Annotated in this window: 28 protein-coding genes; 14 read left to right on the forward strand and 14 right to left on the reverse strand. The window is 74.3% G+C overall.

The window, feature by feature from the left end:
• Window positions 1–97: 97 nt before the first annotated feature.
• Complete coding sequence (def, locus tag RM446_RS10950) at window positions 98–784, forward strand: peptide deformylase (protein WP_311545105.1); 687 nt, start codon at window positions 98–100, stop codon at window positions 782–784.
• Between the two features lie 33 nt (window positions 785–817).
• Here def and RM446_RS10955 read toward each other — a convergent pair whose 3' ends face one another.
• A complete protein-coding gene (locus RM446_RS10955; protein ID WP_311545106.1) occupies window positions 818–1,540 on the reverse strand; it encodes a YdcF family protein in 723 nt (240 codons plus the stop codon).
• 288 nt (window positions 1,541–1,828) lie between these two features.
• Between RM446_RS10955 and RM446_RS10960 the strand changes: the two genes are divergently transcribed.
• Both RM446_RS10960 and RM446_RS10965 read left to right on the forward strand, forming a co-directional pair.
• Window positions 1,829–2,230 (forward strand): hypothetical protein, encoded by a 402-nt coding sequence (locus RM446_RS10960; protein WP_311545107.1) that lies wholly within the window; start codon window positions 1,829–1,831, stop codon window positions 2,228–2,230.
• Window positions 2,231–2,261: 31 nt separating this feature from the next.
• Window positions 2,262–2,654 carry a VOC family protein gene (locus RM446_RS10965; RefSeq protein WP_311545108.1) on the forward strand — a complete coding sequence of 131 codons (393 nt, stop codon included), beginning with the start codon at window positions 2,262–2,264 and terminating at the stop codon, window positions 2,652–2,654.
• Window positions 2,655–2,669: 15 nt separating this feature from the next.
• Here RM446_RS10965 and RM446_RS10970 read toward each other — a convergent pair whose 3' ends face one another.
• Window positions 2,670–3,116 carry a MarR family winged helix-turn-helix transcriptional regulator gene (locus RM446_RS10970; protein ID WP_311545109.1) on the reverse strand — a complete coding sequence of 149 codons (447 nt, stop codon included), beginning with the start codon at window positions 3,114–3,116 and terminating at the stop codon, window positions 2,670–2,672.
• An 81-nt stretch (window positions 3,117–3,197) separates the two neighbouring features.
• Between RM446_RS10970 and RM446_RS10975 the strand changes: the two genes are divergently transcribed.
• Window positions 3,198–3,572, forward strand: a complete 375-nt coding sequence (locus tag RM446_RS10975; protein ID WP_311545110.1) for a cupin domain-containing protein — start codon at window positions 3,198–3,200, stop codon at window positions 3,570–3,572.
• Window positions 3,573–3,622: 50 nt separating this feature from the next.
• On the opposite strand, the gene RM446_RS10980 is transcribed toward RM446_RS10975, so the two are convergent.
• Window positions 3,623–4,528 (reverse strand): short-chain dehydrogenase/reductase, encoded by a 906-nt coding sequence (locus RM446_RS10980; RefSeq protein WP_311545111.1) that lies wholly within the window; start codon window positions 4,526–4,528, stop codon window positions 3,623–3,625.
• A complete protein-coding gene (locus RM446_RS10985; protein WP_311545112.1) occupies window positions 4,525–5,436 on the reverse strand; it encodes an alpha/beta fold hydrolase in 912 nt (303 codons plus the stop codon). Before RM446_RS10985 ends, RM446_RS10980 begins: the two co-directional genes overlap by 4 nt.
• A 275-nt stretch (window positions 5,437–5,711) precedes the next feature.
• Here RM446_RS10985 and RM446_RS10990 point away from each other — a divergent pair, with 275 nt between their 5' ends.
• Window positions 5,712–6,230, forward strand: a complete 519-nt coding sequence (locus RM446_RS10990; protein ID WP_311545113.1) for a hypothetical protein — start codon at window positions 5,712–5,714, stop codon at window positions 6,228–6,230.
• 40 nt (window positions 6,231–6,270) lie between these two features.
• Here the strand turns inward: RM446_RS10990 and soxR are convergent, their stop codons facing one another.
• Entirely contained in the window at window positions 6,271–6,777 is a 507-nt protein-coding gene (gene soxR / locus RM446_RS10995) for a redox-sensitive transcriptional activator SoxR (protein WP_311545114.1), read from the reverse strand.
• A gap of 283 nt (window positions 6,778–7,060) precedes the next feature.
• On the opposite strand from soxR, the gene RM446_RS11000 reads away from it, so the two are divergent.
• Together RM446_RS11000 and RM446_RS11005 are read left to right on the forward strand one after the other, a co-directional pair.
• Entirely contained in the window at window positions 7,061–7,567 is a 507-nt protein-coding gene (locus tag RM446_RS11000) for an ATP-binding protein (protein WP_311545115.1), read from the forward strand.
• Between the two features lie 194 nt (window positions 7,568–7,761).
• Window positions 7,762–8,226, forward strand: a complete 465-nt coding sequence (locus RM446_RS11005; RefSeq protein WP_311545116.1) for a VOC family protein — start codon at window positions 7,762–7,764, stop codon at window positions 8,224–8,226.
• 48 nt (window positions 8,227–8,274) lie between these two features.
• On the opposite strand, the gene RM446_RS11010 is transcribed toward RM446_RS11005, so the two are convergent.
• On the reverse strand, window positions 8,275–10,389 hold the full coding sequence (locus RM446_RS11010; protein WP_311545117.1) for a catalase: 2,115 nt from the start codon (window positions 10,387–10,389) through the stop codon (window positions 8,275–8,277).
• A 270-nt stretch (window positions 10,390–10,659) separates the two neighbouring features.
• Between RM446_RS11010 and RM446_RS11015 the strand changes: the two genes are divergently transcribed.
• Together RM446_RS11015 and pip are read left to right on the forward strand one after the other, a co-directional pair.
• A complete protein-coding gene (locus RM446_RS11015) occupies window positions 10,660–10,845 on the forward strand; it encodes a PspC domain-containing protein (protein ID WP_311545118.1) in 186 nt (61 codons plus the stop codon).
• A gap of 63 nt (window positions 10,846–10,908) precedes the next feature.
• The gene (pip, locus tag RM446_RS11020) at window positions 10,909–11,847 is read left to right on the forward strand and encodes a prolyl aminopeptidase (protein ID WP_311545119.1); all 939 of its coding nucleotides are present in this window, start codon (window positions 10,909–10,911) and stop codon (window positions 11,845–11,847) included.
• Window positions 11,848–12,202: 355 nt separating this feature from the next.
• Here the strand turns inward: pip and RM446_RS11025 are convergent, their stop codons facing one another.
• Window positions 12,203–13,147, reverse strand: a complete 945-nt coding sequence (locus RM446_RS11025) for an NADP-dependent oxidoreductase (RefSeq protein WP_311545120.1) — start codon at window positions 13,145–13,147, stop codon at window positions 12,203–12,205.
• Window positions 13,148–13,247: 100 nt separating this feature from the next.
• Window positions 13,248–14,243 (reverse strand): helix-turn-helix transcriptional regulator, encoded by a 996-nt coding sequence (locus RM446_RS11030; protein WP_311545121.1) that lies wholly within the window; start codon window positions 14,241–14,243, stop codon window positions 13,248–13,250.
• Window positions 14,244–14,306: 63 nt separating this feature from the next.
• On the opposite strand from RM446_RS11030, the gene RM446_RS11035 reads away from it, so the two are divergent.
• Window positions 14,307–15,704, forward strand: coding sequence for an FAD-binding oxidoreductase (locus RM446_RS11035; protein WP_311545122.1), 1,398 nt, complete (start codon window positions 14,307–14,309; stop codon window positions 15,702–15,704).
• Window positions 15,705–16,005: 301 nt separating this feature from the next.
• Window positions 16,006–16,644: a GNAT family N-acetyltransferase gene (locus RM446_RS11040; RefSeq protein WP_311545123.1), complete on the forward strand. Its 639-nt coding sequence runs from the start codon at window positions 16,006–16,008 to the stop codon at window positions 16,642–16,644.
• A gap of 38 nt (window positions 16,645–16,682) precedes the next feature.
• Here the strand turns inward: RM446_RS11040 and add are convergent, their stop codons facing one another.
• Window positions 16,683–17,666 (reverse strand): adenosine deaminase, encoded by a 984-nt coding sequence (gene add / locus RM446_RS11045; RefSeq protein WP_311545124.1) that lies wholly within the window; start codon window positions 17,664–17,666, stop codon window positions 16,683–16,685.
• A 426-nt stretch (window positions 17,667–18,092) separates the two neighbouring features.
• Between add and RM446_RS11050 the strand changes: the two genes are divergently transcribed.
• A complete protein-coding gene (locus tag RM446_RS11050; RefSeq protein WP_311545125.1) occupies window positions 18,093–18,947 on the forward strand; it encodes a glycosyltransferase in 855 nt (284 codons plus the stop codon).
• 131 nt (window positions 18,948–19,078) lie between these two features.
• Entirely contained in the window at window positions 19,079–19,681 is a 603-nt protein-coding gene (locus tag RM446_RS11055) for a hypothetical protein (RefSeq protein WP_311545126.1), read from the forward strand.
• A 27-nt stretch (window positions 19,682–19,708) separates the two neighbouring features.
• On the opposite strand, the gene RM446_RS11060 is transcribed toward RM446_RS11055, so the two are convergent.
• Together RM446_RS11060 and RM446_RS11065 are read right to left on the reverse strand one after the other, a co-directional pair.
• On the reverse strand, window positions 19,709–20,686 hold the full coding sequence (locus RM446_RS11060; RefSeq protein ID WP_311545127.1) for a leucine-rich repeat domain-containing protein: 978 nt from the start codon (window positions 20,684–20,686) through the stop codon (window positions 19,709–19,711).
• 429 nt (window positions 20,687–21,115) lie between these two features.
• Window positions 21,116–21,952 (reverse strand): 3'-5' exonuclease, encoded by an 837-nt coding sequence (locus RM446_RS11065; protein WP_311545145.1) that lies wholly within the window; start codon window positions 21,950–21,952, stop codon window positions 21,116–21,118.
• Between the two features lie 243 nt (window positions 21,953–22,195).
• Between RM446_RS11065 and RM446_RS11070 the strand changes: the two genes are divergently transcribed.
• Window positions 22,196–22,885 (forward strand): DUF6082 family protein, encoded by a 690-nt coding sequence (locus RM446_RS11070; RefSeq protein WP_311545128.1) that lies wholly within the window; start codon window positions 22,196–22,198, stop codon window positions 22,883–22,885.
• A 158-nt stretch (window positions 22,886–23,043) separates the two neighbouring features.
• Here the strand turns inward: RM446_RS11070 and RM446_RS11075 are convergent, their stop codons facing one another.
• The 3 genes from RM446_RS11075 to RM446_RS11085 form a co-directional block, all read right to left on the reverse strand.
• Entirely contained in the window at window positions 23,044–24,273 is a 1,230-nt protein-coding gene (locus RM446_RS11075) for a type II toxin-antitoxin system HipA family toxin (RefSeq protein ID WP_311545129.1), read from the reverse strand.
• The gene (locus tag RM446_RS11080; RefSeq protein WP_311545130.1) at window positions 24,260–25,975 is read right to left on the reverse strand and encodes a DUF262 domain-containing protein; all 1,716 of its coding nucleotides are present in this window, start codon (window positions 25,973–25,975) and stop codon (window positions 24,260–24,262) included. Before RM446_RS11080 ends, RM446_RS11075 begins: the two co-directional genes overlap by 14 nt.
• A gap of 133 nt (window positions 25,976–26,108) precedes the next feature.
• Complete coding sequence (locus RM446_RS11085; RefSeq protein ID WP_311545131.1) at window positions 26,109–26,594, reverse strand: ATP-binding protein; 486 nt, start codon at window positions 26,592–26,594, stop codon at window positions 26,109–26,111.
• Window positions 26,595–26,672: the final 78 nt, after the last annotated feature.

A 26,672-nucleotide genomic window follows, 5' to 3' on the forward strand; every position in this document is an offset into this window, starting at 1 on the left:
GGTCGGCCTGACCTGCGACTTTGTGCTATTTTGCGTGCGTTGCCCCGCCGGTGGGCGGGGTGTGTGTCCGCCCGAGCAGGAAAGAGCGAGTCCAGCGATGTCTGAGTCCTCGGCTACGCAGCGCGACGGCGCCCGGGCGCGGGTGCGCCTGCAGGGCGCGCCCGTGGAGTCCTATCCGGAGCCGGCGCCGGAGGTGCTGCGGGGCCGGGTGCGCGAGATCACCGAGGTGGGGGCCGAGGTGCTGCACCGGCCGTGCCGGTGGGTCGGCGGCGAGGAGTTCGCCACGCCCGGGCTGGCGGCGCTGATCGACGACATGTTCGCGTCGATGTATGCGGCCGAGGGTGTGGGGTTGGCGGCGAACCAGGTCGGGGTGGACCTGCGGGTGTTCGTCTACGACTGCCCGGACGACGACGGGGTGCGCCATGTGGGGCACGTGTGCAACCCGGTGGCGGCCGAGCGCGAGGGCGACGGCGAGGTGCTGGCGCTGGAGGACGAGGGGTGCCTGTCGGTGCCGGGTCCCCATGCGGAGCTGGCCCGGCCCGAGTACGCGCTGGTGCGCGGGTTCGACCGCGACGGGCGGCCGGTGGAGATCGCCGGCAGCGGGTACTTCGCGCGGTGTTTGCAGCACGAGACCGACCACACGCTGGGGCGGTTGTACATCGACCGGTTGGCCAAGCGCACGCGGCGCAAGGTGCTGCGGCGGATGGAGGACATGCGCGCCGAGGTGCTGGAGCGGCGCCGGGACAACGCCGAGCGCTTGGCGGCGGGCGGCGCGGAGTCCTAGGCGGTCGGGCGCCGGGTCGGCGGCGGCCGCGCGTCAGGTGCCGCTGCCGGGCCCGTGCTGTGCGGGGCGCAGGCTCTCGCCGGGGACGAGGTGGCCGGTGAAGCCCCGCGCGCACAGGCGCTCGCCCGCCTGCCACACCCGGTCGGGGATGTCCACGGGTGCGCTCCAGCCGCGCTGGGCGTAGACCGCGAGCCGCTGCAGGTCGCCGACGAGGAAGTCGATGAGTTCGGCGGGGCTGTGCTCGGGTGTGGTGTAGGCGCGGTAGCCGCCGCCGAAGCAGCTGAAGGTCCAGTGGGGGCCGGGCCAGTGCACGGCGGCGGTGGCCAGGGCGCGGCGGGCCATGTAGGGCTTGGCGGTGGCGACGGCGCGGCGGGGGCGGGTTCCTGCGGTGGCGGCGAGGTCGCGGGCCAGGTGGAAGTTCTCGGCGGTGTTGGTGGCGCGCGTTTCCAGCAGGACGGCGTCGCGGGGGATGGGTGCGCTCGCGCGTGCGGCGCGGGCGAAGGTGGCGGCTTCGGACTCGGGCCAGCGCGGGCCGTGGTCGTCGCCGCCGGTGCGCCGGCCGCGGTCGCCGCTGAAGACCAGCAGGGGCGCGGCGCCGGCGTGCCAGAGGCGGGCGGCGTGGTCGGCGACGCGCAGGTCGTGGCTGCCCAGGACGAGTACCAGGTCGTTGCCGGTGCCGGCGTCGGCGGCGGGGTGGGTGTGGAAGTCCCATAGGAGCTCGGCCAGGGCGTGGGTGGTGCTGTCGAGCTCTCTCACGGGGGCCAGGCTAGCGCGGCGGGCGCGGCCGGGGGTGCGGGGCGGCGGGGCGGGGGCCGGTGGCCGGTGAACGGGGGTCTGCGGCGGGTCGCGAGGGGGCCAATCCGCCGGGATTGGCCCTTTTCGGCGGGCGTGCGGGGTGCGGCGGGGGTCGGCGCGGCCGCCGGCGGGATGTGGTATTCGGCGCTGGCCTGGGCAGGTATGCCCGTAGCGCCGTGTCCGGCGGCCGGGGGGCCTGTGTCGGATGCGGGGCGGGGCGGTGCGCGATACCGGGTGAGGGGGCCGTCGATGCGCGCAGGTGCGGTGGCGGGGCCGGTCGTGGTGGCGGTGGCGGTGGCGCTGTGCGGGTGCGGGCTCAGGGCGCTGCCCTCGGGCCCGGCCGGAGGCGACGCGCGGCCCGGGCCGCCGGAGCAGGCGCGGTCCGACCGGGGGACGGGTGTGCGCGGCCGGGTGGTGGGGGTGCGGGGGGAGCCGGGAGGGCACTGCCTGCTGGAGGCGCGGGCCGCGTCGGCGTGGGCGCCGCCGGTGCCCGACCGGGCGGTGATCAGCGACGCCGAGGGCCGTTACTTCTGGGCGCTGCCGGAGGCCACGTACACGATCGCGGCGCGCTGCGGCGCCGACCGGGGGCGGGTGGAGGGTGTGGAGGTCGTCCGCGGGCGGGTGGCGGGCGCCGACATCGTCGTTCGGTGATGGCGCGGGGGCCGGCGGGTAGGTTCGGCCCATGGTCGACGTCGTCAGCAGCCGCGTCCTGATCCACCCCACCGACTTGGAGCGCAGCCGCGCCTTCTACCGCGACGTGGTGGGGTTGGCGATCTACCGGGAGTTCGCCACGGGCGGCGGCGAGTACGGGACCGTGTTCTTCCTGGGCGGGGGGTTCTTGGAGCTGTCGGGGCGCAGTGAGCGGGCGCCTGAGCCGGGGGCGGTGCAGCTGTGGCTGCAGGTGCCCGACGTGGCGCGGGCGCGCGAGGAGTTGGCGGCGCGGGGCGCGGCGATCGTGCGCGAGCCCCGGCGCGAGCCGTGGGGGCTGGTGGAGATGTGGTTGGAGGACCCCGACAGGCTGGGTGTGTGCGTGGTGGAGGTGCCCGAGGACCATCCGGTGCGCCGCCGCGACTGAAGCGGGGTGCGGCCTCTACCAGGCGGGGCGGATGCGCCCGGGTGCGGCGAGGGCCGCCAGGTCGGCGCGGAGGCGGGCCATGCGGTCGGGGCCGATGCGCTCCTGCCAGGCGGCCGCGGCGCGGGCGGCGGCGGCCTCGGCGGCGCGGGTGGCGGCGCGGCCGCGGTCGGTGAGCTCGACGAGGCGGGCGCGGGCGTCGTCGGGGTGGGGGCGGCGGGTGACGTAGCCGTTGCGGTGGAGTTCGTCGACGAGCTGGGCGGCGGCCTGTTTGGTCATGCCCAGGTGGGCGGCGAGCTGGGCGGTGGTGGCGCCGTGGGGGGCCAGGCGGGTGAAGGCGAACCCGTGGGCGGGGCGCAGGTCGGTGAATCCGGCCTCGTGCACGCCGGCGTCGATGGCCTCGGTCAGTGCGGTGGAGGCTGAGAGCAGCAGGGCGGTCAGGGCGAGGTGGTCGGTGTCGGCCATGGCCCCATCTTGACACAGTGGACAGGCTGCCTGACTATAGTTCGTATCTAGTCAAGCCACTTGTCTTATTGGAGAGCGCTCATGCCCCTGATCACCCGTTCCCAGGCGCGCACCCACCGCATGCACGGCGTCGCCTTCGTCTCCTACGCCGCCCCTTCCCAGGGCTCGGGCGAGCTGTGCGCCTGGCGCCTGGAGGTGCCCGCGGGCGCCGCCGGCGCTGAGCACGCCATCACCCGCGAGGAGGTCTTCCTCGGGTTGGAGGGCGTCCTGGAGCTGCGTGTGGACGGCGACACCTGGCGCCTGGAGCCCGGCGACGCGGCCGTGGTGGGCGCGGGCAGCCTCCTGAACGTGGCCAACCCGGGGCCCGGGACCGGCGCTGCCTGGGTGAGTACGAGCACCGGGCTGCGCGCGGTGACCGCCGAGGGCGCCTGGATCAGCCCGCCCTGGACGCACTGACACCCCGGCCCCGGCTGCGGCACGCCCGGCCCGCGGGCGCCGCAGCCGGCTCAGCCGGTGCGGCGTGCGGCGCGGGCGCGCACGTCGGCGGCGCCCCCGGCGCCCACCGCCGCGGCCCGCGTGCGGCGGGTGGCCGCCAACTCCTCGCCCAGCCGCGCGAGCTCGTGCGGGGCGAAGGCGCCGATCACCCCCGGCAGGACGCCGCGCACCCCCTGCGCGGCGCGCAGCCAGGGCTGGCCGTAGACGTGGGCGCGGCGGCGGGCGATGCCCTCCACCAGCCGCTCGACGGCCGGCTCGGGCGCGTAGGTGCGGTTCATCGGCCAGGGCAGGCGCGCGCGCATCGCGCGCAGGGCGGCGTCGCTGTCGGCACCGCGCACCATGTCGGTGTCGGTCCAGCTGAGGTAGGCCACGCCCACGCCCACGCCGTGGCAGGCCTGCTCGGGTGCCAGGCAGTGGGCGAAGGCCTCCACGCCGGACTTGGCGGCGCAGTAGGCGCCCATCAGCGGGGCCGGTGTGAGCGCCGCCAGCGAGGCGACCTGCAGCAGGTAGCCGCGGCTGCGCTGGAGGGCGGGCAGGAACGCGCGGGCGGTGGCGATGCTGCCCAGCAGGTTGACCTCCACGACGCGGTCGAAGGCGGCGGCGGGGGTGTCGGTGAAGGGGCCGCCGGCGGCGATGCCGGCGTTGGCTACGACCACGTCGATGCGCCCGAAGCGCTGCTCGGCCTGCTCAGCGGCCGCGGCCAGCGCCGGGGCGTCGGTGACGTCGGCCTCGTACGCGGCGGCCGCGGGCCCGCACTCGGCGGCGACCGCCTCGAGCTCCCCGGGTTCGAGCCCGACCAGCACCGGGGTGGCTCCCTCGCGGGCCAGGCGCAGCGCCAGCAGGCGGCCCAGGCCGCGGGCCGCGCCGGTGACCACGGCGACCCTGCCCCGCAGGCGGGGGTGGCGGCGCGTGCTCATGCGCTCTCCTGGCGGGGCCGGGGGGCGAGGTGGGTGTCGGCGAGTGCGACCAGGCCCCGCGCCAGGGGCGCGGGCGCCTCCAGCGGGGTCATGTGGCCGATGCCGTCGAGTTCGAGCAGGCCGCGGCAGTCGGGCAGCAGGCGGGCCATGCGGCGCGCGTGCCCGAGGGGGGTGAGCCGGTCGGCGGTGCCGGCCACGATCTGCGTGGGCGCCTCCAGCCGGGCCAGCCCGCGGTCGAGGTCGATGCCGGCCAGGACCCGGCCCCAGCGGGCGCGGGGCGCCGGCGCGACGGCGTGGACCATCTCGGCGCACACCTCGACCATGTCGGGCGGTGCGTCGGCGGCCATCGTGGCGTAGCGCAGGGCGGCCCGGCTCAGGCGGGTGCGCGGGCCCAGGGGCAGCGGCGCGGTGAGCATGGCGCGGTGGGCCAGCCTCCCGGCCCGGGGGAAGCGGGCCGCTCCGGGGAAGACCCGCGAGGAGCGGGGCAGGTCGCTGGGGCCGGTGCTGGCCAGCAGCGCGGCGGCGGCGCGGGCGGCGAAGCGGGGCCGCTCGGCCGCGGCCATCACGGTCATGGCGCCCATGCTGTGGCCGGCGACCACTGCGCGCTCACCGGGCTCCAGGGCGGCCTCGGTGACGGCCAGCAGGTCGTCGGCCAGGGCCGATGTGCTGTAGCCGCCGGGGCGCGGCACCTGGCTGCGGCCGTGGCCGCGCTGGTCGTAGCAGACCAGGCGCAGCCGGTCGCCCAGTTCGGCGATGAGGGGGTGCCACAGGCGAATCGAGCAGGCCCAGCCGTGGGCCAGCACGACGGGAGGCGCTTGCGGCGGGCCGTGGATCTCGGCGTGCAGGCGGGTGCCGTCGGCCGAGTGCACGGACAGGTGCTGCCGGGGGGCGGGGGCGGGCGTGGGCATGGTCGGCTGCTCCTTGCGGGCCGTGCGGGCCGTGCGGGCGGGTCCGTCGGATGGAGCCCGAGCCTAGACCATGACAATGGTCATTGGAAGGGTTGTGTCGCGCCGGGCCGCCCGTCCCCGCGGTCCGGAACGGGCGCAGCCCGCCCACGCGGCGCACGCGGCTCCCACCCGCCCCTTCCACCGGCCCGTCCCGCGTGCCGCCGAGCGCGCGCCGCCCCCGGGCGGGGCGTCTACAATCGGGCCCAGCCAGCGCACGCAACCCGGAAGGCCGCCACGTGCACCAGGACCTCACCCTCGAGACGATCCTGGCGGGGTTGGCGCTCTACGCCCCCGTCGGCGAGAGCCGGCGCGGCCGCGTCAGCTCCACCACGCTCGACCCCGACGGCCCCGGTCTGCTCAAGGCGGTGATCGACTTCGGTTCCACCCCCGAGGGCCCCGACACCGGACCCGACCTGGAGATCGCCAGCCGCCGGTTCGGCGGCGGCGACGCCGATCAGCGCCTGCGGGCCTTCTGCGCCGAGCGCGAGCTGATGGAGCGGCGCTCCCGCGACCCCGCCGGCGCCGCCTCCTTCGCGCTGGGCGAGGACGCCGCCTGGTCGGCCGCCGTTGTCGCCCTGGACGGGCGCGACCACGCCTTCACCGTGCTGACCAGCGCCCACGCTTGGGTGGGCGCCGGGCTCGACGGCGAGGGCGTGATGGTGCGGGTGTTCACCCCGCCTCCGGGCCCCGGCCCGGCGGCGCTGCGCCGCATCCGCGGGGCCGGGGAACTGGAGCCGCTGCTCGGGCGCGGCTGAGAGCGGAGCCGCCGCGGCGGGAGCGCCGCCGGCCCGGCGCTCAGGGGCACTCCTGCTCGGCGGCCGAGGGCTGGGTGCCCTCCAGCGCGCCCGGGGTCAGCAGCCGGCGCGGGCCCGGCCCCTGCGCGGCGAGCCGGTCGTGGGGGTTGGACAGCACGCAGCGCTCCAGCGACAGGCAGCCGCAGCCGATGCAGTCGGTCAGGTCGTCGCGCAGCCGCTCCAGCTGGTTGATGCGCTCCTGCAGCCGGTCGCGCCACAGCTGGGAGAGCCGGGCCCAGTCCTCGCGGGTGGGGGTGCGCGCCTCGGGCAGGGTGTCCAGGGCCTCGGCGATGTCGGCCAGTGGAATGCCGACCCGCTGGGCGACGCGGACGAAGGCCACCCGCCGCAGCGTGTCGCGGCGGTAGCGGCGCTGGTTGCCGGCGGTGCGGCGGCTGGTGATCAGCCCCTTGCGCTCGTAGAAGTGCAGCGCCGAGACCGCCACCCCGCTGCGCTGGGCGAGCTGGCCCACCGTCAGCTCCTTGGCCTTCCACGACGGCCCGACCGCCATCGCCGGCTCCTTTCCCGCGACTTCAACTCTGGTTGAGGTTCGAGCCTAGCCGCCCAGCGGAGCGCGCGGAACCGGCAGGGCACGATCGCAGGGGCGAGTTGGGCCATACCGCTTGCACGCCCGCAGGGGCTGGGTGATATTGGATGGCGAGCCCGGCGCGGGCCGGCGGGGAGGAAACGGCCAGCGCACAACGGGTTCACGGGGGCGGGCCGGTGCGGACCCGAGAGCGCGCGCCGCGGCCCCCGCATCGGCGAATCCGGGGGGAGCTTCAACCGTGCACCACATGACCGCAGTCCCGAAAGCCGCCTCCCCGCCCCCCTCCTGCACCGCTCCGCCGGAGGCCCCCGAACCCGGCTACGCCCTCGCCTTCGCCGGGCAGTCCGCCAGCGTGGGCGCGCTGCGCGACTGGGTCGCCCGGTGCCTGCGCCGCGGCGCCTTCGACTACCCCGCCGACGTCGTCGACGACCTGCTGGTCTGCGCCAGCGAGCTCGCCACCAACGCGGTGCGCCACTCCCGCTCCGGGCTGCCCGGCGGCACGTTCACCGCCCGGCTGTGGCAGGACGGCCGCCGGGTGCGCGTGGAGGTCGCCGACCTGGGGCCCCGGCCGGGACGGCCCACCCGCCCGCGCATCGACGCCTCGCTGATGGGCGACGGCGCCGCCGAGAACGGCCGCGGCCTGGGCTTCGTCGCCGCGCTGTGCGAGGGCGAGTGCGGTGCCACCGCCCCGCCCGACCCGCGCGGCCACACGGTCTGGTTCGAGCTGGCGGCCGCGGCGGCCGAACCCCGTTGATCTTGTAGCCATCGTCACTGGAAAACGCTTTCCTTTACGATGGCTACAAGATCGACGGTGCTGAGCCGCTCACACCGCCGCGCCCGGGCGCCGGACCGCGCCGACACGGTGGGCGAAGAGCGGGCCGGTGCGGCCGGCGCAGGCTAGCGTCGAGCCGAGGCAGCAGACATCCGGCGCACAGATGGGAGCGGGCCGTGATCACCAGACTGGGTGTGGCGAGCGTGTTCGTGTTCGACTACGACGAGGCCAAGCGCTTCTTCCTGGACAAGCTCGGGTTCGAGCAGCGCTTCGACCTGAGGATGGACGACGGGATGCGGTGGCTGACGGTGGGCCCGCCGGCCGATCCCGGCTTCCAGCTGAGCCTGCACGTGCCCGGGCCCCCGATGCAGGACGAGCAGACCGCCCGCACGATCCGCGAGCTGGTGGCCGCGGGCGCGCTGAGCGCGGGGGCCTGGACCACCGACGACTGCCGCGCCACCTACGCCGCCTACCGCGCGCGGGGCGTGGAGTTCCTGCAGGAGCCGCGCGAGGTGCCCTACGGCGTCGAGGCCGTCTTCCGCGACCCGTTCGGCAACTGGTACAGCCTCAACGAGCTCAACGAGGCGGCCTTGGACCCCGAGGCGATGGGCGAGCGCTTCGGCCCCGGCGACGCCGGCTGACCGTCCGGCCGCCCGCATGTGCTCGGCGAGCGGCGCGCACGCGCAACCTCAGGCCGGCACGCGGGCGGTGTCGCGGTCCCAGACCCGATGTCCGGCCAGAACCGCGGCGAAGGCGCTGTAGAACTCCTCGGGGTCGCCGCCGCGATGGGTGACGACCCCCTGGTCGACCACCGCCGCGGCGTCGCCGTCGGCGGCCAGGCGCAGCCGCGGCAGCGGCGCGGCCTCCAGCACGCCCACACCCTCGTGCAGGCCCGCAACCGGCTTGGCGTGCTTGAAGGCCTCGGCGACGTAGTGCAGCGCCAGCCCGTCCTCGGCGAGGGCGGCCGCGCACCGGGCGCCGCCGACCACCACCACCGCGTCGTAGAGGACCGAGGACATGGTGTGCATGGCCCGGTCCACGGCGAGGAGGGCGCCGTCGGCGCCGGCGACGCTGCCGTCGTCGGGCGCCAGCACCTCCACCGCCGCGCCGCGCTCGGCCATGGCCTCGCGGAAGCGGGTCACCGCCGCGGCGTCGGCGCCCTCCTCGGCCAGGACCGCGATCCGGCGCGAGTAGACGGTGTCGGTGGGCGCGTCGGCCTGGCTGAGCGCCGGCGAGGAGCGGCCGTGGTTGGCGACCGCCTCGGCCTCGGGCGGGTCGACGCCCACGCCGACGGCGACCGCGCGGGCCAGGGTGTGGTCGATGCGGTTGAGGTGGGCGACCACGCGCTCGCGCACCGCCGTGGTCTCGCACTTGCCCAGCTCGAATCGGAAGGCCGAGGTGAGGTGGTCGCGCTCCCAGCCGGCGAGGCTGTTGAGGAACAGCGTCGCCTGGCTGTAGTGGTCGGCGAAGCTCTCGCTGCGCTTGCGGATCTTGTCGCCGTCCACGCGCTCCTGGTAGTGGGTGTAGGGCGCCTCACCCAGGTAGGGGCAGCCGCCTCCCAGCGAGTTCGGGTAGTAGCTGGTGCGGCCGCGGTGGAGGGTGTGCTGGCTGAACCCGTCGCGCTGGTTGTTGCTGACCTCGGCCACGGGCCGGTTGACCGGCAGCTGCTGGAAGTTGGGCCCGCCCAGCCGGATCAGCTGGGTGTCGAGGTAGGAGAAGTTGCGGGCCTGCAGCAGCGGGTCGTTGGTGAAGTCGATGCCGGGCACCACGTTGGCCGTGTGGAAGGCGATCTGCTCGGTTTCGGCGAAGAAGTTGTCCGGGTTGCGGTTGAGCACCATCTTGCCGACCGGTGTGACCGGAACAAGCTCCTCGGGAATGATCTTGGTGGGGTCGAGCAGGTCGAAGTCGAAGGCGTGCTCCCGCGACTCCGGCACCAGCTGCATCCCCAGCTCGTACTCGGGGTACTGGCCGGAGGCGATGGCCTCCCACAGGTCGCGCCGGTTGAAGTCGGGGTCCTTGCCGCCGATCTTCTGGGTCTCGTCCCAGACCAGGGAGTGCGTGCCCAGTAGCGGCTTCCAGTGGAACTTGACGAAGGTGCCCTCGCCGCGCTCGTTGACCAGGCGGAAGGTGTGCACCCCGAAGCCCTGCATCATGCGGTAGCTGCGCGGGAGGGCGCGGTCGCTCATCAGCCACATCATCATGTGCAGCGTCTCGGGCTGCAGTCCGACGAAGTCCCACAGGGTGTCGTGGGCCGACTGAGCCTGGGGGATCTCGTTGTGGGGCTCGGGCTTGACGGCGTGCACGAAGTCGGGGAACTTGATCCCGTCCTGGATGAAGAACACCGGCATGTTGTTGCCGACCAGGTCGTAGTTGCCCTCGCGGGTGTAGAACTTGGTGGCGAACCCGCGGACGTCGCGCACGGTGTCGGCCGATCCGCGCGAGCCGGCCACGGTGGAGAAGCGCACGAACACCGGTGTGCGCAGGCCGGGGTCGGTCAGGAAGTCGGCGCGGGTGTGGCGCGCCATCGACTCGTAGACCTGGAAGTGGCCGTAGGCGCCGGCTCCGCGGGCGTGCACGACCCGCTCGGGGATGCGCTCGTGGTCGAAGTGGGTGATCTTCTCGCGGAAGTGGAAGTCCTCCATCAGCGTGGGGCCGCGCTCCCCGGCGCTGAGGGAGTTGTCGGTGTCGTCGACGGCGACCCCGGTGTCGGTGGTCAGCGCATTGTCGGAGTGGTCGCGGACCCCGTCGAGCTGGGCGTCCTTCTGGTCGCCCGCGGGTGCTCGGTCACGGGAGGGATCGGACATGGCGGTGCCCCTTCGCTGCTGCGGTCCCTGGACGTGCCGGGCCGGGTCTTGCGGACGGCCCGGGGCATGCGCGTCTGCGGCGACCGCTGACCGCACAGGCGGGGTGCAAACCCGCCCTGTGGCATCGGGCACCCGGGGCCGGGGTGGCCCGGGGGCGCCTTCGGGGTAGGGGAGGCGTGTGCATGCCCCGCCCGGGCCGCTTCCCGCCGCGGCGGCCGCGGCCCGGGACCGGGGATCGGGGGACCCGACAGAGAGAGGAGGGGTCCAGCGATGGCTTCCTACGGCCTGGTGCGGACCCGCAACAATGTCATCGCCGGGGTCTGCGGAGGTCTGGCGCGCCGGTTCGGCATGTCGCCGTTCCTGGTGCGGCTGCTGTTCGTGATCTCGTGTTTGCTGCCCGGCCCCCAGGTGGTGCTCTACCTGGCACTGTGGATCGTGATTCCCAAGGAGTCCTGAGCCGGCCCGGCCCGGCCGCGCCCCCGCGGGCGCCGCCGGGCCGGCGGGCTAGGATGGGCGGTCGTGTATCCGGCCGCCGAACCCCGCGCGCACGGGATGCTGGATGTGGGCGAGGGCAACCTTCTCTACTGGGAGGCCTGCGGCGACGCCGGCGCCGCGCCCGCGCTGGTGCTGCACGGCGGCCCCGGTTCGGGGTGCACGCCCCGCCAGCGCCGCATGTTCGACCCCCGGCGCCACCGCGTCGTGCTGTTCGATCAGCGCAACTGCGGGCGCAGCCGCCCCCATGCCGCCGATCCCTGCACCGACCTGAGCGCCAACACCACCGGCCGCCTCGTCGCCGACATCGAGCGCCTGCGCGCCCACCTGGGCATCGACCGGTGGCTGGTCTACGGCGCCTCCTGGGGGTCGACGCTGGCGCTGGCCTATGCCCAGGCCCATCCCCGAGCCGTGCGCCGGCTGGTGCTGTGCGGGGTGACCATGACCCGCCGCCGCGAGATCGAGTGGCTGTTCGGCGGCGTGCGCCGGTTTCTGCCCGAGGCCTGGGAGCGCTTCCGCGGCGCCGTGCCCGAGGCGGCCGGGGACCGCGGCGTGGTGGCCGCCTACGCCGCGCGGATGGAAGACCCGGACGCGGCGGTGCGCGAGGCGGCCGTGCGCGCGTGGACCGGTTGGGAGGACGCGGTGGTCGCCCACGAGGAGCGGGGCGATCCCCGCGCCTACAGCGGCCGGCCCGACCGCGACCGGGCGGCGTTCGTGCGGATCTGCACCCGCTACTTCGCCAACGCCGCCTGGCTGGAGGAGGACGCCCTGCTGGAGGGCGCCCCACGGCTGGCCGGCATCCCCGGAGTGCTGGTCCACGGCCGCCTGGACCTGGGCTCGCCGCTGGAGAACGCCTGGCAGCTGCGGCGCGCCTGGCCCGATGCGCGCCTGGTGGTGGTCGACGACGCGGGCCACACCGGCAGCGCCGCCATGCGCAGGCAGGTGCTGGCCGCCCTGAACGGCTGAGGCCCCGGTGCGGGTGAGGGGCTCAGTAGACGCTGGAGACCATCCGGCACACGGCATCGGCCGGGTACCGCTCACCGGGTCCGTGCGGGCGCGCACGCACAGCCGCCACGCCGCGGGGGCGGGCCGGCGAGGACGGCTCCCCGTGTCGGTGTGGGCGCCCGACTCCGGCGAGAAGCAGCGCTGGCGGATCACCGACATCGATTCCTGAGACAGGGGCCGAACCCCGATGATCTTGTAGCTATCGCAAACGGAAATCGTTTTCCTTCACGATAGCTACAAGATCGACGGGGTTGCGCCACTGACGAGCGGGCCGCGATCCGGATCCGGCTGCGCGACCTCGTTCACGACGCCGACCCTAGTCGCCGACGGTGATCACGATCTTGCCGCGCAGGTGGCCCTCTTCGCTGAGCCGCTGGGCCCGGGCGGTCTCCTCCAGCGGGAAGGTGTGCTCGACGGGCAGGTGCAGCCGCCCCTGCTCGATCAGCGGCAGCACCTCGGCGAAGACCTCGTCCAGCGGTGCGCTGTCGTGGCCGCCGCCGGAGAAGCGCACGCCGTGCTCGGCCGCCGCGGGATCGGCGATCGTGACCACCCGGTCGGCGGATCCGGCCAGCTCCACCGAGACGGCGAGCACGCCGCGCCCTGAGGCGTCCACGACCGCGTCGACGCCGTTCGGGGCCGCCGCGCGCAGCCGTTCCTCCAGCCCGGTGCCGTAGGTGACGGGCTCGACGCCCAGCTCGCGCAGGAAGGCGTGGTGGCGCGTGCTGGCGGTGCCCAGGACCGCCGCGCCGCGGGCCCGCGCCAGCTGCGCGGCGATCAGGCCCACGCCGCCGGCGACGGCGTGGACGAGCACGGTCGAGCCGGGGCCGTCGTCGGGGCCGATGCCCACCAGGCCCAGAGTGCGGTAGGCGGCTTCGGCGGGCGCCGGAAGCCCGGCGGCCAGCTCGAACGACAGCCAGTCGGGCTTGGCCGCGAGCGCGTCGGCGGGTGCCAGGGCGCGGGTGGCGGCGGCGCCGCCGCGGGCCTGGCCGAACACGTGCTGCCCCGGGCTCCAGGCGGTGACGCCGGGTCCGGCGGCCTCGACGGTGCCGGCCAGGTCCAGACCGGTGCCCTGGGGGCGCTGCGGGGGCTGGTCGGGGTCGGCGGAGAAGGCGCCGCTGCGGATCTTCCAGTCGATGGGGTTGACTCCGGCGGCGCGGACCCGCACCCGCACCTGCCCGGGGCCCGGTTCGGGGTCGGCGACCTCGTCGAGGGTGAGGACGTCGGGGCCGCCGTAGCGGGCGTAGCGGACGGCGCGGGCCATGGTTTCCTCCTGCTGCTCCTGAGCCTCGTGGTACCCGGTGGTGCCACACGGCCACTGTGGGGCCTGCACCGGGCGTGAGGTCAAGCGGCCGCCTCGCCGATCACCGGGCCAGGCGCCGCCCGAGGGTGCGCAGGCGCTCGGCCACCTCGGGGGAGGCGTCGATGTCGACGGGGGCACCCAGGGCGGTGATCGCCGCAACGTAGTGCACGACGAGCTCGGGGGCGTGCGCGGCCAGCCGCACGCGGCTCCGGTGGTCGCCGTCGGGGGCGACGGTGCCGGGAACGGTGTGGAACAGGCGGGTGCGCACCTGGTCTGCGGGCAGGTCGACGCGCAGCCGGGCGGTGTGGGGGTGGTCGGCTTCGGCCATCGAGCGGGCCAGGAACTCCGCGGGTCCGGGGGCGGGGAGCGGGCGCGGGCGCGGGGTGAAGCGCCGTCGGGTGGGCAGCGGGTCGGTGATGCGGTCGGCGCGGAAGGTGCGCCAGTCGGCGCGGTCGGGGTCGTAGGCGATGAGGTACCACCGGCCCTGGGCGGTGACCACGTGGTGGGGCTCGACGCGGCGGCGGGCGGCGGTGCCGCGGCGGTCGCGGTAGTCGAAGGCGAGCAGTTCTCCGTCGCGGCAGCAGCCGGCCAGCAGCGCCAGCCGGGCGGGGCCGATGTCCACGGCGGCGCGGTGGGGGAGCGCGGCGGCGGCGCGGCCCAGGGCGTTCAGGTGCGGGCGCAGGCGGGCGGGCAGCAGTGCCTCCAGTTTGGTCAGGGCGCGGGCGGCGCCCTCGGCGATGCCGGGTGCGCCGCCGGCCGCGGTGGCCAGGGCGACGGCCGCGGCCAGCGCCTCGTCGTCGTCGAGCAGCAGTGCGGGTGTGGCCCGTCCGCCGGCGGCGAGCCGGTAGCCGCCCGCTGTGCCGGTGGTGGCCTGCACGGCGTAGTCCAGTTCCCGCAGCCGCTCGACGTCGCGGCGCAGTGTGCGGCGGCTGACGCCCAGCCGGTCGGCCAGTTCGGGGCCCTGCCACTGGCGGCGGCTCTGCAGCAGCGACAGCAGACGCAGCAGGCGGCCCGGCATGGCGCGGCGGGGCGAGGAGGGCTCGGTAGTGGGCTGCACGCCGGTCAGGATCGCACGCCTTGCGGACAGGTTGTGGCCGCAAGGGCTGGAAGCGTGGGGGCCATGACGGATTCGACGCACAGCACACGGAAGACGGACCTGAAGCGCTTGGAGGAGCGCGCCGCCGGGCCGGTGCACCGGCCCGGATCCGGCGGATACGACCGGGCGTGCACCGGCTACCAGCTGTTGGAGCCGCACCGGCCGCGGGCGGTGGTGGAGGCCGCCGGCGCCGCCGATGTGCAGGCGGCGGTGCGCGCGGCCGGGGAGGCCGGCGTGCCGGTGGCTGTGCAGGCCACCGGGCACGGGCGGGCGGCGGCGCTGGAGGGCGGTGTGCTGGTGGGCACCCGCGGCATGGACGGAGTCGAGGTGGACGCGGGCGCGGCCACCGCCCGTGTCGGGGCGGGCGCGACCTGGCGGCAGGTGGTGGAGGCGGCGGCGCCCCACGGGTTGGCGCCGCTGTCGGGGAGCATGCCGGGGGTCGGCGCGGTCTCCTACACCCTGGGCGGCGGTGTGGGGCTGCTGGCCCGCCGCTACGGGTTCGCCGCCGACCGGGTGCGGCGGGTGGAGGCGGTCACCGCCGACGGGCGGCTGCGCACGGCCGACGCGGGCCGCGAGCAGGAGCTGTTCTGGGCGCTGCGCGGCGGCGGGGGGAGCTTCGGCGTGGTCACCGCGCTGGAGATCGACCTGGTTCCGGTCGGGCGGGTCTTCGGCGGCGGACTGTACTTCGATCTGGCCGAGCGCCCCGATGCGGTGGCCGCCTGGGCTCGGTGGACGGGGGCGGTGCCCGAGGCGACGACGTCGGCGGTGACGCTGCTGATGCTGCCCGATGCGGCGGGGGTGCCGGAGCGGCTGCGCGGCCGCCACGTCGCCCAGGTCCAGATCTGCCATGCGGGACCGGTCGGGCAGGGGCGCCGGCTGGCGCGGGAGCTGGTCGCCCTGGCGGGGGATCCGGTGCGCTCCACGCTGCGCGAGCTGGACTTCAGCGAGTCCGGTGCGATCTTCGACGAGCCCGAGGTCCCGCACGGGTACCGGTCGCAGAACCTGCTGCTGGAGTCGCTCGGGGAGGGCGCGGTGGAGGAGTTGGTGCGGCGGGCCGGGCCAGAGGCGCCGCTGATGTGCGTGGCGGGGCTGCGCCACCTCGGCGGCGCGCTGGCGCGGGAGCCGGAGGGCGCCGGGGCGGTGGGCCGTCGGGGCGCGGCCTATCTCGTCTCCGTGCTGTCGCCGGTGGAGCCGGGCGGCGAGGGGGCGGCGGGCGGTCTTCACCGGCGGGTGCTGGCCCCCTTCGCGGGCCAGGGGGTGGGGCGGTCGCTGAACTTCTCCTTCGGCCCGACCGCGCCCGAGGACGTGGCCTCCTGCTTCGTACCGGCGGTCTACCGGCGGCTGCGCCAGGTCAAGGCCGCCTACGACCCAGAGGACCGCATCCGCGCCAACCACCCGATCCCCCCGGCCCCGCGCAGGTAGCGGCCGGTCGCACCGGTGCGGCCGGGGCGGAGGAGGCGTGCACGAGGCGCACCCCGCGACGCCGGGCGCAGCGCCGGGATCGCCGACCGTCCCGGCCGGGGCCCCGGCCGGGCGACGGCCGCGGGCCGCCGCGTGGGCGTCTTCGTCGCAGCGTGCGGGGGCGGCGCCCGCCCACGGACCGACCGGCGCCCATGCCGCCGGGCCCGCCCGGGCGGCCCTCCCGAGTCGTCCTCCACTTCTTCTGTTTATTCCATATACAGTAACTCGGAGGGGTGTCCGCCCATCGGTACGAGGAGGCCGCATGCGGATCCGCGCGTTCCAGACCGCAGACCGGGCCGAGTTGGAGGCGCTGGCCGCCTACGCCGGCCGGGGAGCGCCCACCGAGTCGCTGTGGGGCCACGCCCCGTCGGAGGCGGCGGTCTACCTGACCCCCTACGTCGACCTGGACTCCGGGTCGATGCTGGTGGCCGAGGACGGCGGCGCCCTCGTGGGCTACCTGGCCGGCTGCCTGGACACCGCCGCCTTCCCCAGCGAGGAGCAGCGCATGGGCGAGGCGATCCGCGCCCACCGGCTGATACTCAAGCCCGGTCCCGCCGCCTTCTTCGCGCGCAGCCTGCTCGACACGGCCTGGGCCGGCGTGCTGCGCCGACCGGCGGCAGGCAGCTTCGACGATCCCCGCTGGCCCTCCCACCTGCACATCAACGTCGCCGAGCCCGCGCGCGGCACCGGCGCCGCCGAAGGTCTGATGCGGGCCTGGCAGGAGCGGGTGGCCGCGTCCGGATCACCCGGCTGCCACCTGCAGACCCTGGCCGAGAACACCCGGGCCGTGCGGTTCTTCCGCCGCATGGGCTTCACCGAGCACGGGCCCGCCCCGCTGGTGCCCGGGCTGCGCCACGACGGGCGCCGCCTGCACCAGCGCACCATGGTCTGGCGGCCCTGATCCCTCCGCCGACCGCCGCGGGCGCGCCCGCCCGCGCCCTACGCGGGCCCACCGGCCAGCCAGGCGTCGATGTCGGCCTCCATGCCGCGCTTGAGCTGCGCGGGCGCGAAGGAGGCGGCGACCGCGGTGCGCGCGAATGCGGCCATCTCCGTGTCGCTGCAGCCGAAGGCCGCGCGCACGCGCTCGTACTCGCCGGTGAGCGAGGTGCGTGCGACGTCGGGCACGTCGGTGTTGAGCGTCACCGACAGGCCCGCCTCGCGCAGCCGCGGCAGCGGGTGCTCCTGCAGGCTGGGGGCGAACCCCAGCGCGACGTTGGAGGAGCAGCACACCTCCAGGGCGACCCCCTGCGCCCGCACCCGCTCGACCACCGCGGCGTCGCCGAGCACGCCGATGCCGTGGCCGATGCGCACGGCTCCGGTGTCCAGCGCCTCGGCCACGGCATCGGCGCCCCCGGCCTCGCCCGCGTGGTGGACGATGTGCACCCCGGCGCGGGCGGCCTGGGCCAGCACCTCGGCGAAGGGCGCCAGCGGGTGGGACTCCTCGCCGGCCATCCCGATCGCGGCCACGTGCTCGGGGTGCTCCAGCGCGAGGTCGAGCGTGCGGCGCGCCCGCTGCACCGGGCGCCGCCGGGAGTGGTCCAGGATCAGCCGGGTGTGCAGGCCGTGGGCCGCGCTGCCGTGCGCGAGGCCGGACAGCACCGCCTCCAGCGGCATCCGCGCATCGCCCAGCCGCTCCCCGTGGGCGGCGGCGCTGAAGGTGACCTCGGCGTAGCGGGTGCCGTCGGCCGCCTCGTCGGCGGCGAACTCGCGGGCGATGCGGGCGAAGTCCTCGGGCCTGCGCAGGCACGCGCGCACCCGTGCGCCCCGGTCGGCGAACGCGCGGAACCCGGCGAAGCGCTCCGGGGCCGGGCCGGGCGGTTCGATCCCGTTGGCCGCGGCGATCTCGCGCAGCGTGTCGGGGCGGATCGTGCTCTCCAGGTGAACGTGCAGGTGGGCCTTGGGTAGCCGGGCGATCTCGCGCATGGGCCGGATCGTAGGTGCCGCCGGGCCGCTCGCCAACCGGTTTTCGGGGCCCGCGGCCGCGGCTCCCTTCGCGGGGCGGCGCGCGCCGGATCGACGGGATCGACCGCGGCCGCGGCCGTTGCAGCAGCAGCGAGTCCGGCGCGCCGCAAGTTCCCTCGGACGTGTGATCGCGCTACAGTGCCTGCGCCCGGCCGCGCGCGCCCTGTGCGGCGCGGAGCGAGTCCGCTGTCCGCGTGAGGGCGCCGCGGCACGTGCCATGCTTGCCTCGCAGCGCACGATTGCCGGCCGGGCGGGATTTCACCTGGCCGACACCGCCGGTTGGACCGGACCCGATACACCAGGCTGACAGCGCTCGCATCCGCGCCCGGTCGCCGCCGGACGGTCCGGGCGCGCCCCGCTCGTTCCCGACTACGACAAGGCAGTCCCGTGAGGATTTCGGTGATCGTCCCGGCCTACAACGAGGAAGCGGTGATCGGCCGCTGTCTGGAGGCGCTGGCGCGCCAGAGTGTGCCCGCCGAGGAGATCATCGTCGTCGACAACAACTCCGCCGACCGTACCGCCGAGGTGGCCCAGGCGTTCGGCGGGTCCGGGGTGCGGGTGGTGCGCGAGTTCCGCCAGGGGGCTGTGCACGCCCGCAACCGGGGCTTCGACGAGGCCCGCGGTGACGTGCTGGGGCGCATCGACGCCGACACCATGGTCGGCCCGGAGTGGGTGGCCCAGCTGGTCGAGGCCTTTTCCGCCGACCCGCGCACCGGCGCGTGCCCCGACGCCGTCACCGGGCCGTCCTGGTTCTACGACATCCCGCTGCGCCGGGCAGGGCTGGCCGCCCACCGCTTCTTCTGCCACCGCCTCAACCGGCTGCTGTCGGGCCACGCGATGCTGTGGGGCTCCAACATGGCGCTGAGCCGCGCGTGCTGGAGCGAGGTGCGCGGCCACACCTGCGCCGAGCCGGGGATGTGGGAGGACCTGGACCTGGCGGTGCACCTGAACCGGCTCGGGCTGCGCGTGCGCTATGTGGACCGGTTGCGCGTACCGGTTTCGGCGCGGCGCATCGGCGCCTCGGTGCGCGACCTGTACTCCTACCTGCGGGCCTGGCCCCACACCTACCGACTGCACGGGCAGCGCCGCGCCGCCTGGGGCGCGGCGGTGTTCCTGCTGGTGGGGCTGGTGCTGCTGCGGCCGTGCTCGCTGCTGGTGCGGGCGCACACGCCCTACGACGGCACGCTGTCGCTGGTCCGGCTGTTCCGGCGCTCCTCGACCGCGAGCCGCCCCCTGCCCTGACGCCGGCCGCGCCGCCCGCCGGGACGCGGGGGCCCGCCGGGACGCGGAGGCCCGCTCGCGGGGGATCGGAGCCCTCTGATCTCCCGCGAGCGGGGGAGCCGCCGAGGCCGCCGGGAGGGTCGAATCGTCCCATGGCATCCTCGATCCCCACCGCAGAGTCCCGACCGTCGGCGACCGAACCCGCCCGGCCCGGCAGAGCCGTCACGGCCACCGCAGTCCTGACGGCCCTGGCCTGCGCGGGCTTCGCGCTGGTCAACGTCGTCTTCGAGGCCACCGACCGCTTCTCCGCCGGCCCCTACGCCGACTACGCCGCCGGGCTGGCGGTGATGAACTGGCTGGTGGTGGGCCTGAAGATCGTCGGCGCGGGGATGGCGCTGCTGTCGGTGGCGCCCGAGCGCCGCTGGGCGCCGGCGCCCCTCTTGGCCGTGCCGCTGTGGGCGGCGTTTGCGACCCTGGGCGTCTACGGGCTGGGCTCCCTGGTCCAGGCGCTGGGCCTGGCCGCCGGCATCACCGGCAGCCCCGACCGGATCGGCGCGGCCGGCGCCGCCTACGTGCTGTTTTTCCTGCTGTCCGCGGTCGGCTTCGGCACACTGGCGCTGTCCCACACCCGCCGCCACCGCGTGCGGGCGCGCGTGGCCGTGGCGGGCTCCCTGGGCGCGCCGCTGGTTCTGGGCGGTGTGTTCATGGGCATACCGGGGCTGCTGGTCGCCCTGGGGGTCATGCCCCCGATGTGAGGGACACCGGCGCGGCCCGCACGGCGCTCACTCCAGGACCACGCACCCCCTCCGCCGCAACGCCCCGAGCCAGCCGGGGCGGCGGTCGGGCTTGGTCCAGCGCAGGTCCAGCTTCTGCAGGCGCGGCAGCTCCGCCAGCACCGGCGGCAGCCTTCGCAGGCGCGCGCCCCGCAGGTCCAGGTGGGTGAGGTTCACCAGGCCCCCGACGGCCTCAGGCAGATGCTCCAGAGGGTTTCCCCGCAGGTCCAGGTGGCGCAGCCCTTCCAGGCGGCCGATGCTCTCGGGCAGCGACCTCAGCCGATTGCCGGCGGCGTGCAGCTCACGCAGCCGCGCCAGCCCTCCGATGGTCTCGGGTAGGCGCTCCAGCCGGTTGCGGTATATGCGCAGCTCCCGCAGGGAGGCCATGTCGCCGATCGTGTCGGGCAGGCCGGTGAGCAGGTTGTCGGTCGCCCCGAGGTAGTCCAACCGCCGCAGCCGCCCCAGTTCGGGCGGCAGGCGCCTGAGCCGGTTGCCGTTGAGGTAGAGGTAGTCGGTCAGCGCGGTGAGCGCGCCGATGTCCGCGGGCAGTTCGGTCAGCCGGTTGTGGCCCGCATCGAGCATTCGCAGCCGGTGCAGGCGCGCGATGCCCTCGGGCAGGCGGGTCAGGGCGTTCTCAGCGAGGTTGAGGCAGCGCAGCCCCCTCAGGTCGCACAGGGTCTCGGGCAGGGCCTGCAGTCGGTTGGCGCCCAGGCTGAGCCGCTTGAGTGCGGGTGCGGCGCCCAGTTCGGGCGGGACCGTGCTCAGCCGGTTGCGGTAGAGCAGCAGGGTGTGCAGCCGCGGCAGGTCGGCGAGGAAGGCGGGCAGGTGTTCCAGCGCGTTGTCGTCGAGGTCGATGCGGCGCAGTCCGCGCAGTCCGGCGACGGATTCGGGCAGGCGCGCCAGCTGCGCACCGGGTGCTTCGAGGGCGACGGCGGTTCCGCGTACCCGCCGCAACGCGCCCGCGGGCACGTCACGGCCGCCGCTCACGCCCGCCGCCCGGCGGCGGCCGCGCCGCCCTGACGGCCCCCGCGGCCCGAGCGCGCACGCGCGGCGGGAATCGCGGTCGCGCGACTTCTGCAGCCTCTGCGGCCCGGGACGAGAGCGCCGCCTGCGTCGCACCCATCCCGGGGATTCTGCCGGGTTCCGCCGCCGAACCGGTGGTTTCCTCGCGACAGACCGCGGGCGCGCTCGTCGGCTCGGACCCATTCCACCTCGGCGGTCGCCATCAACGCGCGATCTCCCTCGCCTCGGGCAGTTGCAAGGCCCGCCATGCTACCGACTCGACCCGCCCCCGCGGCCGGGCGGTGGTTTCGGCGAGAGCTGGGCTGAGGAGCAAGCCAAGGCCGCGCCGCTTTCGCGCATTGCGGGCTACGCCATTCGGCGGGCCGAGACGGAGGATCTATCTGTCCTCCCGTATCACTGCGCGGGTAGAAACGGGCTGGGGGCACCGCTGTAGGAGACAGACAGGGTGTCGCGCGCCCGGGTGCAGGAGACGAAAAGCAGATTGCGCTCGCGCTGCAGACCGTGGGCGTGGCCGGTCGGATCCTCGATGCTGTCGGCAATCCGGGACTCGTGTGGCACGATCCCGTGCTCGACACCCACCACGGCCACGCAACGGAACTCCAGCCCCTTCAGGGCATGCATGGTGCCCACCCGGACTCCGGGCCCCTTGGCCAGAGCGCCGCAGTCGATCGCATCCTCCTTCAGGCGCGCCGCCGCCGCCTCGGCGACCTTGCGGGTTCGTGCGGCGATTCCGATGGAGCCGGCCTCGACCTCGTTGCCGAGCCATTCCCGCACCTGCTCCGCCAAGGCGTCGAGTTCGGCGGCGCGTTCGCTGAATCCGCACACCGTTGGGCGGCGGCCGTGCAGGGGCGAACTGTAGGTGTCGAGACTGTCTTCCAGGTCGTCGAGGCCGGTGGCCGGCGCGGCCCCCAGGACTTGCACCGCCCAAGAGAGGATCTCCTGGGTACTGCGATAGCTCACGGTCAACTTGCGGCTGCGCCCGCGCACGTGGATACCCAGGGAGGCCAGCGAACCCCGGTGGTCGTAGATGCGCTGATGCGGGTCGCCCGCGACGAAAAGGTCGTCGGGCCCCTCGGCCGCGAGCACGCGGATGAGCCGCCACTTCGCCGGGTGCAGGTCCTGCGCCTCGTCGACGACCACGTGCTCATAGCGTCGCTCTCCGGTGCGCTCCAGGATCTCGGCGGCCGCGGCGGCCACCTGTGTGAACGTCCACTGGTTGGCGGTAGCCATGTGCTTCGTCGCCTCCAGCACGGCGCGCCAGACGCTGCGCTTCTGGTCGACGCCGAGGCGGCTGCCTCGTCCGCGCCGCGCGGCGTCCACATAGGCCCGCTCGGTGCGCAGGTCCTGGGCCAGGATGACCTGCTCCCATTCGGCGAGCAGAAAGGCACCCGACAGGTCCCGCTCGGCGCCGTCCTCGTCCCAGAGGTCTTCGAGATCCCGCGCATTGGGGAAAGCCGGACCGGCACCGCGCTCGTGGGACACCACCTCGTAGGCCACCCGGTCCAGGTTGCGCACGTCCACGCGTTGGCGCTGCGCAGGATCGGTGAGCAGCAGTTCGACCTGCGAGCGCAGCGCAGCATCCAGTGTGCGGGTGAACGGTCTAAGATCGGCGAGGCCGTCGCCCCGGTCGGTGTCTTCTTCTCCGGTGTCGCCTTCGTCGGGATCGCCCTGACGCTTTTCCTGCAGCGGCGCGATCTGCAGAACCAGAGGTCGCAGTTGGACCTGGCGATGGAAGACCAGCGGCGCAGCAGCGAGATCTCGCTGCGGCAGATCCACACCGACATCGTCAAGATGGCGATCGACGACGACGAGTTGCTCGGAGTCTGGCCGGAGGTGTACCCGGGATCGCGGGAGACGCGGAAGGACCATTACTGCAACCTGGTCCTCAACCTGCAGAAGGTCGCCTACGAAACCCAGACGATCGAACTCGACGAGTTGCGCGGCGCCCTGCGCCACCTGATGACCAGCTGCGACATCTACGCGTTCTGGGCGAAGGCCAGAGCGGCCCGCGCTGCGGTGACCGGCGGCGACGAAGCCGAAGACTTCTTCACGGCCGAAGTAGACGCGGCCTTCGCGGCGGCACGGCCCCCTTCCCGCAGGGCCTGGCGGCGGTCCTGGTCGATGCGGTCGCCCAGTGGCGGCGCGAACGCCGAACGGAGCTGAGTAGGGGCTGAACCGCGGAGCCTCGGGCGTTGCGCTGTCGGGATGCGCTGTCGGATGCCCGGTTCAGCTTACCGAATTCGGCCGGGGAGCCCGGGCCGCAAGTGCCCTGTTCCAGCATGCGTTCCAGCTCTTTGCTTGCACGTAGGGATCGCCCCTCGTCAGCCGAGCAGGGTGCGGGAGCGCGCTTCGATGCTGGCGGCAATCTGTTCGCGCAGCTCGGGAGTACTGGCGAAATGGTCCTGGATCTCGGGCCACGCCGTCCGCACACGGTCGGCGAGCGCTGCTGCGGTCTCGGACAGGTCGGCGCCCTCGGCCCCGAGGCGCTTCTCCAAGCGGTCGAACGAGCGCACGGTGACGTCGCCGAATCGGCGCGATCCCGCGAACTTCATTCCGAGGGTCTCGCCCTCGCCCATGTAGGCGCTGGTGCAGACCAGGTCGTAGGCGGGGGCGAGCGTCGGACGGCGGGGATCGCGGTAGATGAGCGACCAGTTCTTCAGGTGCGCGTCTCCGTTGGAGATCAGGACGTTGAACGCCAGCCGGCGGGTGAACTCCCGCAGGGCCGCGACGTCGTGGCGGCGGTAGATCAGCGACGCCGCGGTCTCGTAGTTGCCGTTGTACTTCTCGTTCGGGTAGATCCCGCGCACCTGGGCGAGATCCTCGATGTGCACCGGCCGCCGGTGCTCGTCGCGGTCGAAACGCCGGACAGCGTAGGCGAGGTCCTCGTGGTCGGGCCAGATGCGCGCGGGAAGGGTGTCGAGTTCGTCCCGGTGGTACAGGCGCACCTCGGGGACGTCGATGCCGACCGCTCCGGCCAGGGTCATCATCGCGTGCTCGTTGCGGGGAACGTCGCTGTAGGCGCGGTCGGGAAGCTTGACGATCCAGTCGCCGCCCTGGCCGTAGGCCGGAAGGGTGAGCCGGTCGTTCTCGGCGAGCATGGAGAATTTCAGCGCCACACCGGCCAGCGAGAACCGCATCTCAGGGTGGTCAAAGGCCCCGCCCGGGGCGCGCGGCGGATCACTGTGTTCATCCCAGTCGAGACCGCGGAAGCCTTCGTCGTCGCACGGCAGGACCTGCACCGCGCCGGGGAGGTCGTGGCCGACTTGGGCGAGCAGCTCCATTTCCCGATCGGCCGAGACGCCGCGGTCGTCGGCGATCCACTGCCGAAGCGCACCTTCGGGGAGCAGGTTGGAGAACCACGGCGGCAGCCGCAGCGCGGCGGCGTGGCGGCCGGCAAGGTCTTCCTCGAAACGCAGCCCCAGGATCGCGCGCTCGGGGGCGCGCAGGTGGTCTTCGGTGAAAACGAACCGCGTGTGGTCGCCGCGCTGGTGAATCGTCCCAACGCGATCGCCGTGGAGCAGGACCGCGTACCGGGTCTCAGAGAGTTCCATCGTCGCCTTCGTCTGCCAGGTCCTCGATGACGAGGTCGTTGATCGGAGGAGTGTCCTCGAAGTCCCACTCGCACATCTGGTCGAGGAAATCCTCCAGGTGGAGGAGGAGGGTTTCCTGTCGCCTCTCCAGGAAGTCGGAGATCCGCCCGTCACGGAGGAGTGGAAGGTCGCCGGGCATGACGAGGTGTGAGCGGAGAGTTGCCTCCCATTCGTCGTCTTCGTCGGCGAAGAGGGGAGGTGTCGCGAGGACCTCGCCGATGGTCTTTCCCTCCTCGCGCGTCATCGTCGGCACGAGGAGCCGGTTGGCCGCCCAGCTGCGCTGGGAGTCGGGAACGGTGCCTGGGGCGAAGATGTACCTGACCGCATCGGCGACCGTGCTCTGGTCGGCGATGGCCTCCGCGAGCTGTCCGGTGTCGAAGGGCTCCGCGCTGCTCGGGTCACGCGGTTTCAGAGCCCACCAGGAGCAGAGGACGATCTTGGCCGCGGCTTCGTTCGTCCGGAACCGGCGGACGTCGGGGAGCGGGGGTTCGTCACGGGCCACCGTCTTCAGGAGATCCTGCACCGAGCCGGTGAGGCTGTCGGGGCGGACCTTGCCGCAGAGCTGGCGGACCGCCCCGGTGGTACTGCCCCGGGAGACTTCCGGGCCGAGCCGCGCCGCCCGCCACAGCCAGCGGCGCAGCAGCCTCCGATTGGTGGCGTCGGGGTTCGGGAAGTGGCCGAATACACGGGTGAGTACCACGAGCAGGTAGCGGTAGGGCAGCAGGGTGAAGTGGGGGATCTCGGCGTCCTGCTGTAGGAACTCGACTGCCAGGAGCAGGGCTTTCTCGCCCGCCTGGAACGCGGTCTCCCTGTCTTCGCCGGGAAAGTCGATGGTTCCGCGCCGGCTGTGCGTGCTGAACTCGCTTCGGATCTCGCGATACACATCAGGACCGCGCCGAGCGAGGATCGCGGCGTTCACCGTGTCTTCGTCAATCCTGCCGAACGCCCTCCGCTGGTCGATCTCCGCTGAGATGGCGCCGAATCGGAGGTTCGGCGTGTCCTCCGATTCGTCTCCCGCGTGCAGCGCCGTGAAGATCTCCGCACGGCTCAGCCGCTTCCCGTAGCTGTTCATCCGGTCGAAGATGTCCCGTAGGACCTCGGGATTCTCCTCTTTCACGAGGTAGGCGGGAACGGGGTGCTGCCGGAGCACGGTTGTCAGCCGGTAGGCCTGCTCCTGGTACTCGGCGGCTTCCGGGAACTCGGAGAACCACTGCAGAAGGCGCGGCAGGTCGAACAGGACAGGTAGCGGGATGATGTGGGGTTCCGTCACGCCGGGCTTGAGAGGGATGAACTTGTCGTCCCGCAAGTTGTAGGCGAGAGCGAATCGGGGATCTTGACCGACCTGCGGGTGCAGCGCACTGGCCAGGCTGATGACGCGCTGCTGACCGTCGACGACCCACAGAGCCTCCTCCATCTCGTCGGCCTCGATCTTGAGGGGACCGAGTGCGAGGTGCTGAGCGCCGGCCCTGCGAACCCATAGCAGGAGGCTTCCCACCGGATAGCCGCGGTTGATGCTGTCGAAGAGCCGGACGACGTCTTCGCGTCCCCAGCGGAAGCCGCGCTGGAAATGGGGGACCCTGATCTGTCCCTTCCAGGCCATCTGGACGAGCCGTTCGACCTCATACGTGGTCGCGCTGGGCCGGTTGTCCAGGCCTGTGCTCATCGCCGCTCCTTGGAAAGTCATTGCCGGGATGCCCATTCTCCCAAGGGGGAAGGGTCGGGCGACCATATCGAGGAAGGTCAGGGGTCGGTGATGGTGAATGGCGGGATGCGGGGACTGCGCGGCGCTGCTGGAGCTACAGCCTCGCGCGGTCGGTGAGGCCGTCCAGGGACAGGGTGGCGAGGTTGAAGGCCGCCCAGACGGTCAGGCCCATGTCCTCCGCCGGCGTGTGGCCCCAACCGTCGGCGACGGCGGCGACCAGGTGCAGGCCGCGCCACCCGGGGGAGCCGGGGGTAGGCGACTTCAGTTCGGGCCAGGTGTCGGTACCGGTGAGGCGTTCGGCGCTGGTGGGGCCCTCGTCGGTCACCGAGACGACGGCCAGCCCGCTGGGCAGGGCGCTGATGCCGAGCGCGAGCGTGCCGCCGGGCTCGCCGCTGCGGGTGTGGCGGCAGGCGTTGCCGAAGAGCTCGGCGGCCACCAGTTCGGCGTCGTCGACGATGGCGGTGTGGTGGGCGAGCGCGGCGCGGACGAGCCGGCGGACGTGCGGGCAGTGGACGGGCTCGCCCGGGTAGACGCGCAGTTCTGAGACGGCCGGGGGCGGGCGGAGGTCGTGGCTGGGCATGATCAGGCTCCTTTGCTGCTGCTGAAGGTGCTGCTGAAGGCCGGGCGGCGGGCGGCGACCAGGTTGCGCGGGCGTGGG

The sequence above is a fragment of the Streptomonospora wellingtoniae genome (assembly GCF_031845375.1).
GTDB lineage: Bacteria > Actinomycetota > Actinomycetes > Streptosporangiales > Streptosporangiaceae > Streptomonospora > Streptomonospora wellingtoniae.

What these genes read in the sequence shown, in the direction of transcription:
- def (WP_311545105.1), top strand. Translation starts at nt 98, where the DNA reads ATGTCTGAGTCCTCGGCTACGCAGCGCGACGGCGCCCGGGCGCGGGTG.
- RM446_RS10960 (WP_311545107.1), top strand. Translation starts at nt 1,829, where the DNA reads ATGCGCGCAGGTGCGGTGGCGGGGCCGGTCGTGGTGGCGGTGGCGGTG.
- RM446_RS10965 (WP_311545108.1), top strand. Translation starts at nt 2,262, where the DNA reads ATGGTCGACGTCGTCAGCAGCCGCGTCCTGATCCACCCCACCGACTTG.
- RM446_RS10970 (WP_311545109.1), bottom strand. Translation starts at nt 3,116, where the DNA reads ATGGCCGACACCGACCACCTCGCCCTGACCGCCCTGCTGCTCTCAGCC.
- RM446_RS10975 (WP_311545110.1), top strand. Translation starts at nt 3,198, where the DNA reads ATGCCCCTGATCACCCGTTCCCAGGCGCGCACCCACCGCATGCACGGC.
- RM446_RS10980 (WP_311545111.1), bottom strand. Translation starts at nt 4,528, where the DNA reads ATGAGCACGCGCCGCCACCCCCGCCTGCGGGGCAGGGTCGCCGTGGTC.
- RM446_RS10985 (WP_311545112.1), bottom strand. Translation starts at nt 5,436, where the DNA reads ATGCCCACGCCCGCCCCCGCCCCCCGGCAGCACCTGTCCGTGCACTCG.
- soxR (WP_311545114.1), bottom strand. Translation starts at nt 6,777, where the DNA reads ATGGCGGTCGGGCCGTCGTGGAAGGCCAAGGAGCTGACGGTGGGCCAG.
- RM446_RS11000 (WP_311545115.1), top strand. Translation starts at nt 7,061, where the DNA reads ATGACCGCAGTCCCGAAAGCCGCCTCCCCGCCCCCCTCCTGCACCGCT.
- RM446_RS11010 (WP_311545117.1), bottom strand. Translation starts at nt 10,389, where the DNA reads ATGTCCGATCCCTCCCGTGACCGAGCACCCGCGGGCGACCAGAAGGAC.
- RM446_RS11015 (WP_311545118.1), top strand. Translation starts at nt 10,660, where the DNA reads ATGGCTTCCTACGGCCTGGTGCGGACCCGCAACAATGTCATCGCCGGG.
- RM446_RS11025 (WP_311545120.1), bottom strand. Translation starts at nt 13,147, where the DNA reads ATGGCCCGCGCCGTCCGCTACGCCCGCTACGGCGGCCCCGACGTCCTC.
- RM446_RS11035 (WP_311545122.1), top strand. Translation starts at nt 14,307, where the DNA reads ATGACGGATTCGACGCACAGCACACGGAAGACGGACCTGAAGCGCTTG.
- RM446_RS11040 (WP_311545123.1), top strand. Translation starts at nt 16,006, where the DNA reads ATGCGGATCCGCGCGTTCCAGACCGCAGACCGGGCCGAGTTGGAGGCG.
- add (WP_311545124.1), bottom strand. Translation starts at nt 17,666, where the DNA reads ATGCGCGAGATCGCCCGGCTACCCAAGGCCCACCTGCACGTTCACCTG.
- RM446_RS11055 (WP_311545126.1), top strand. Translation starts at nt 19,079, where the DNA reads ATGGCATCCTCGATCCCCACCGCAGAGTCCCGACCGTCGGCGACCGAA.
- RM446_RS11065 (WP_311545145.1), bottom strand. Translation starts at nt 21,952, where the DNA reads ATGGCTACCGCCAACCAGTGGACGTTCACACAGGTGGCCGCCGCGGCC.
- RM446_RS11075 (WP_311545129.1), bottom strand. Translation starts at nt 24,273, where the DNA reads ATGGAACTCTCTGAGACCCGGTACGCGGTCCTGCTCCACGGCGATCGC.
- RM446_RS11080 (WP_311545130.1), bottom strand. Translation starts at nt 25,975, where the DNA reads ATGAGCACAGGCCTGGACAACCGGCCCAGCGCGACCACGTATGAGGTC.
- RM446_RS11085 (WP_311545131.1), bottom strand. Translation starts at nt 26,594, where the DNA reads ATGCCCAGCCACGACCTCCGCCCGCCCCCGGCCGTCTCAGAACTGCGC.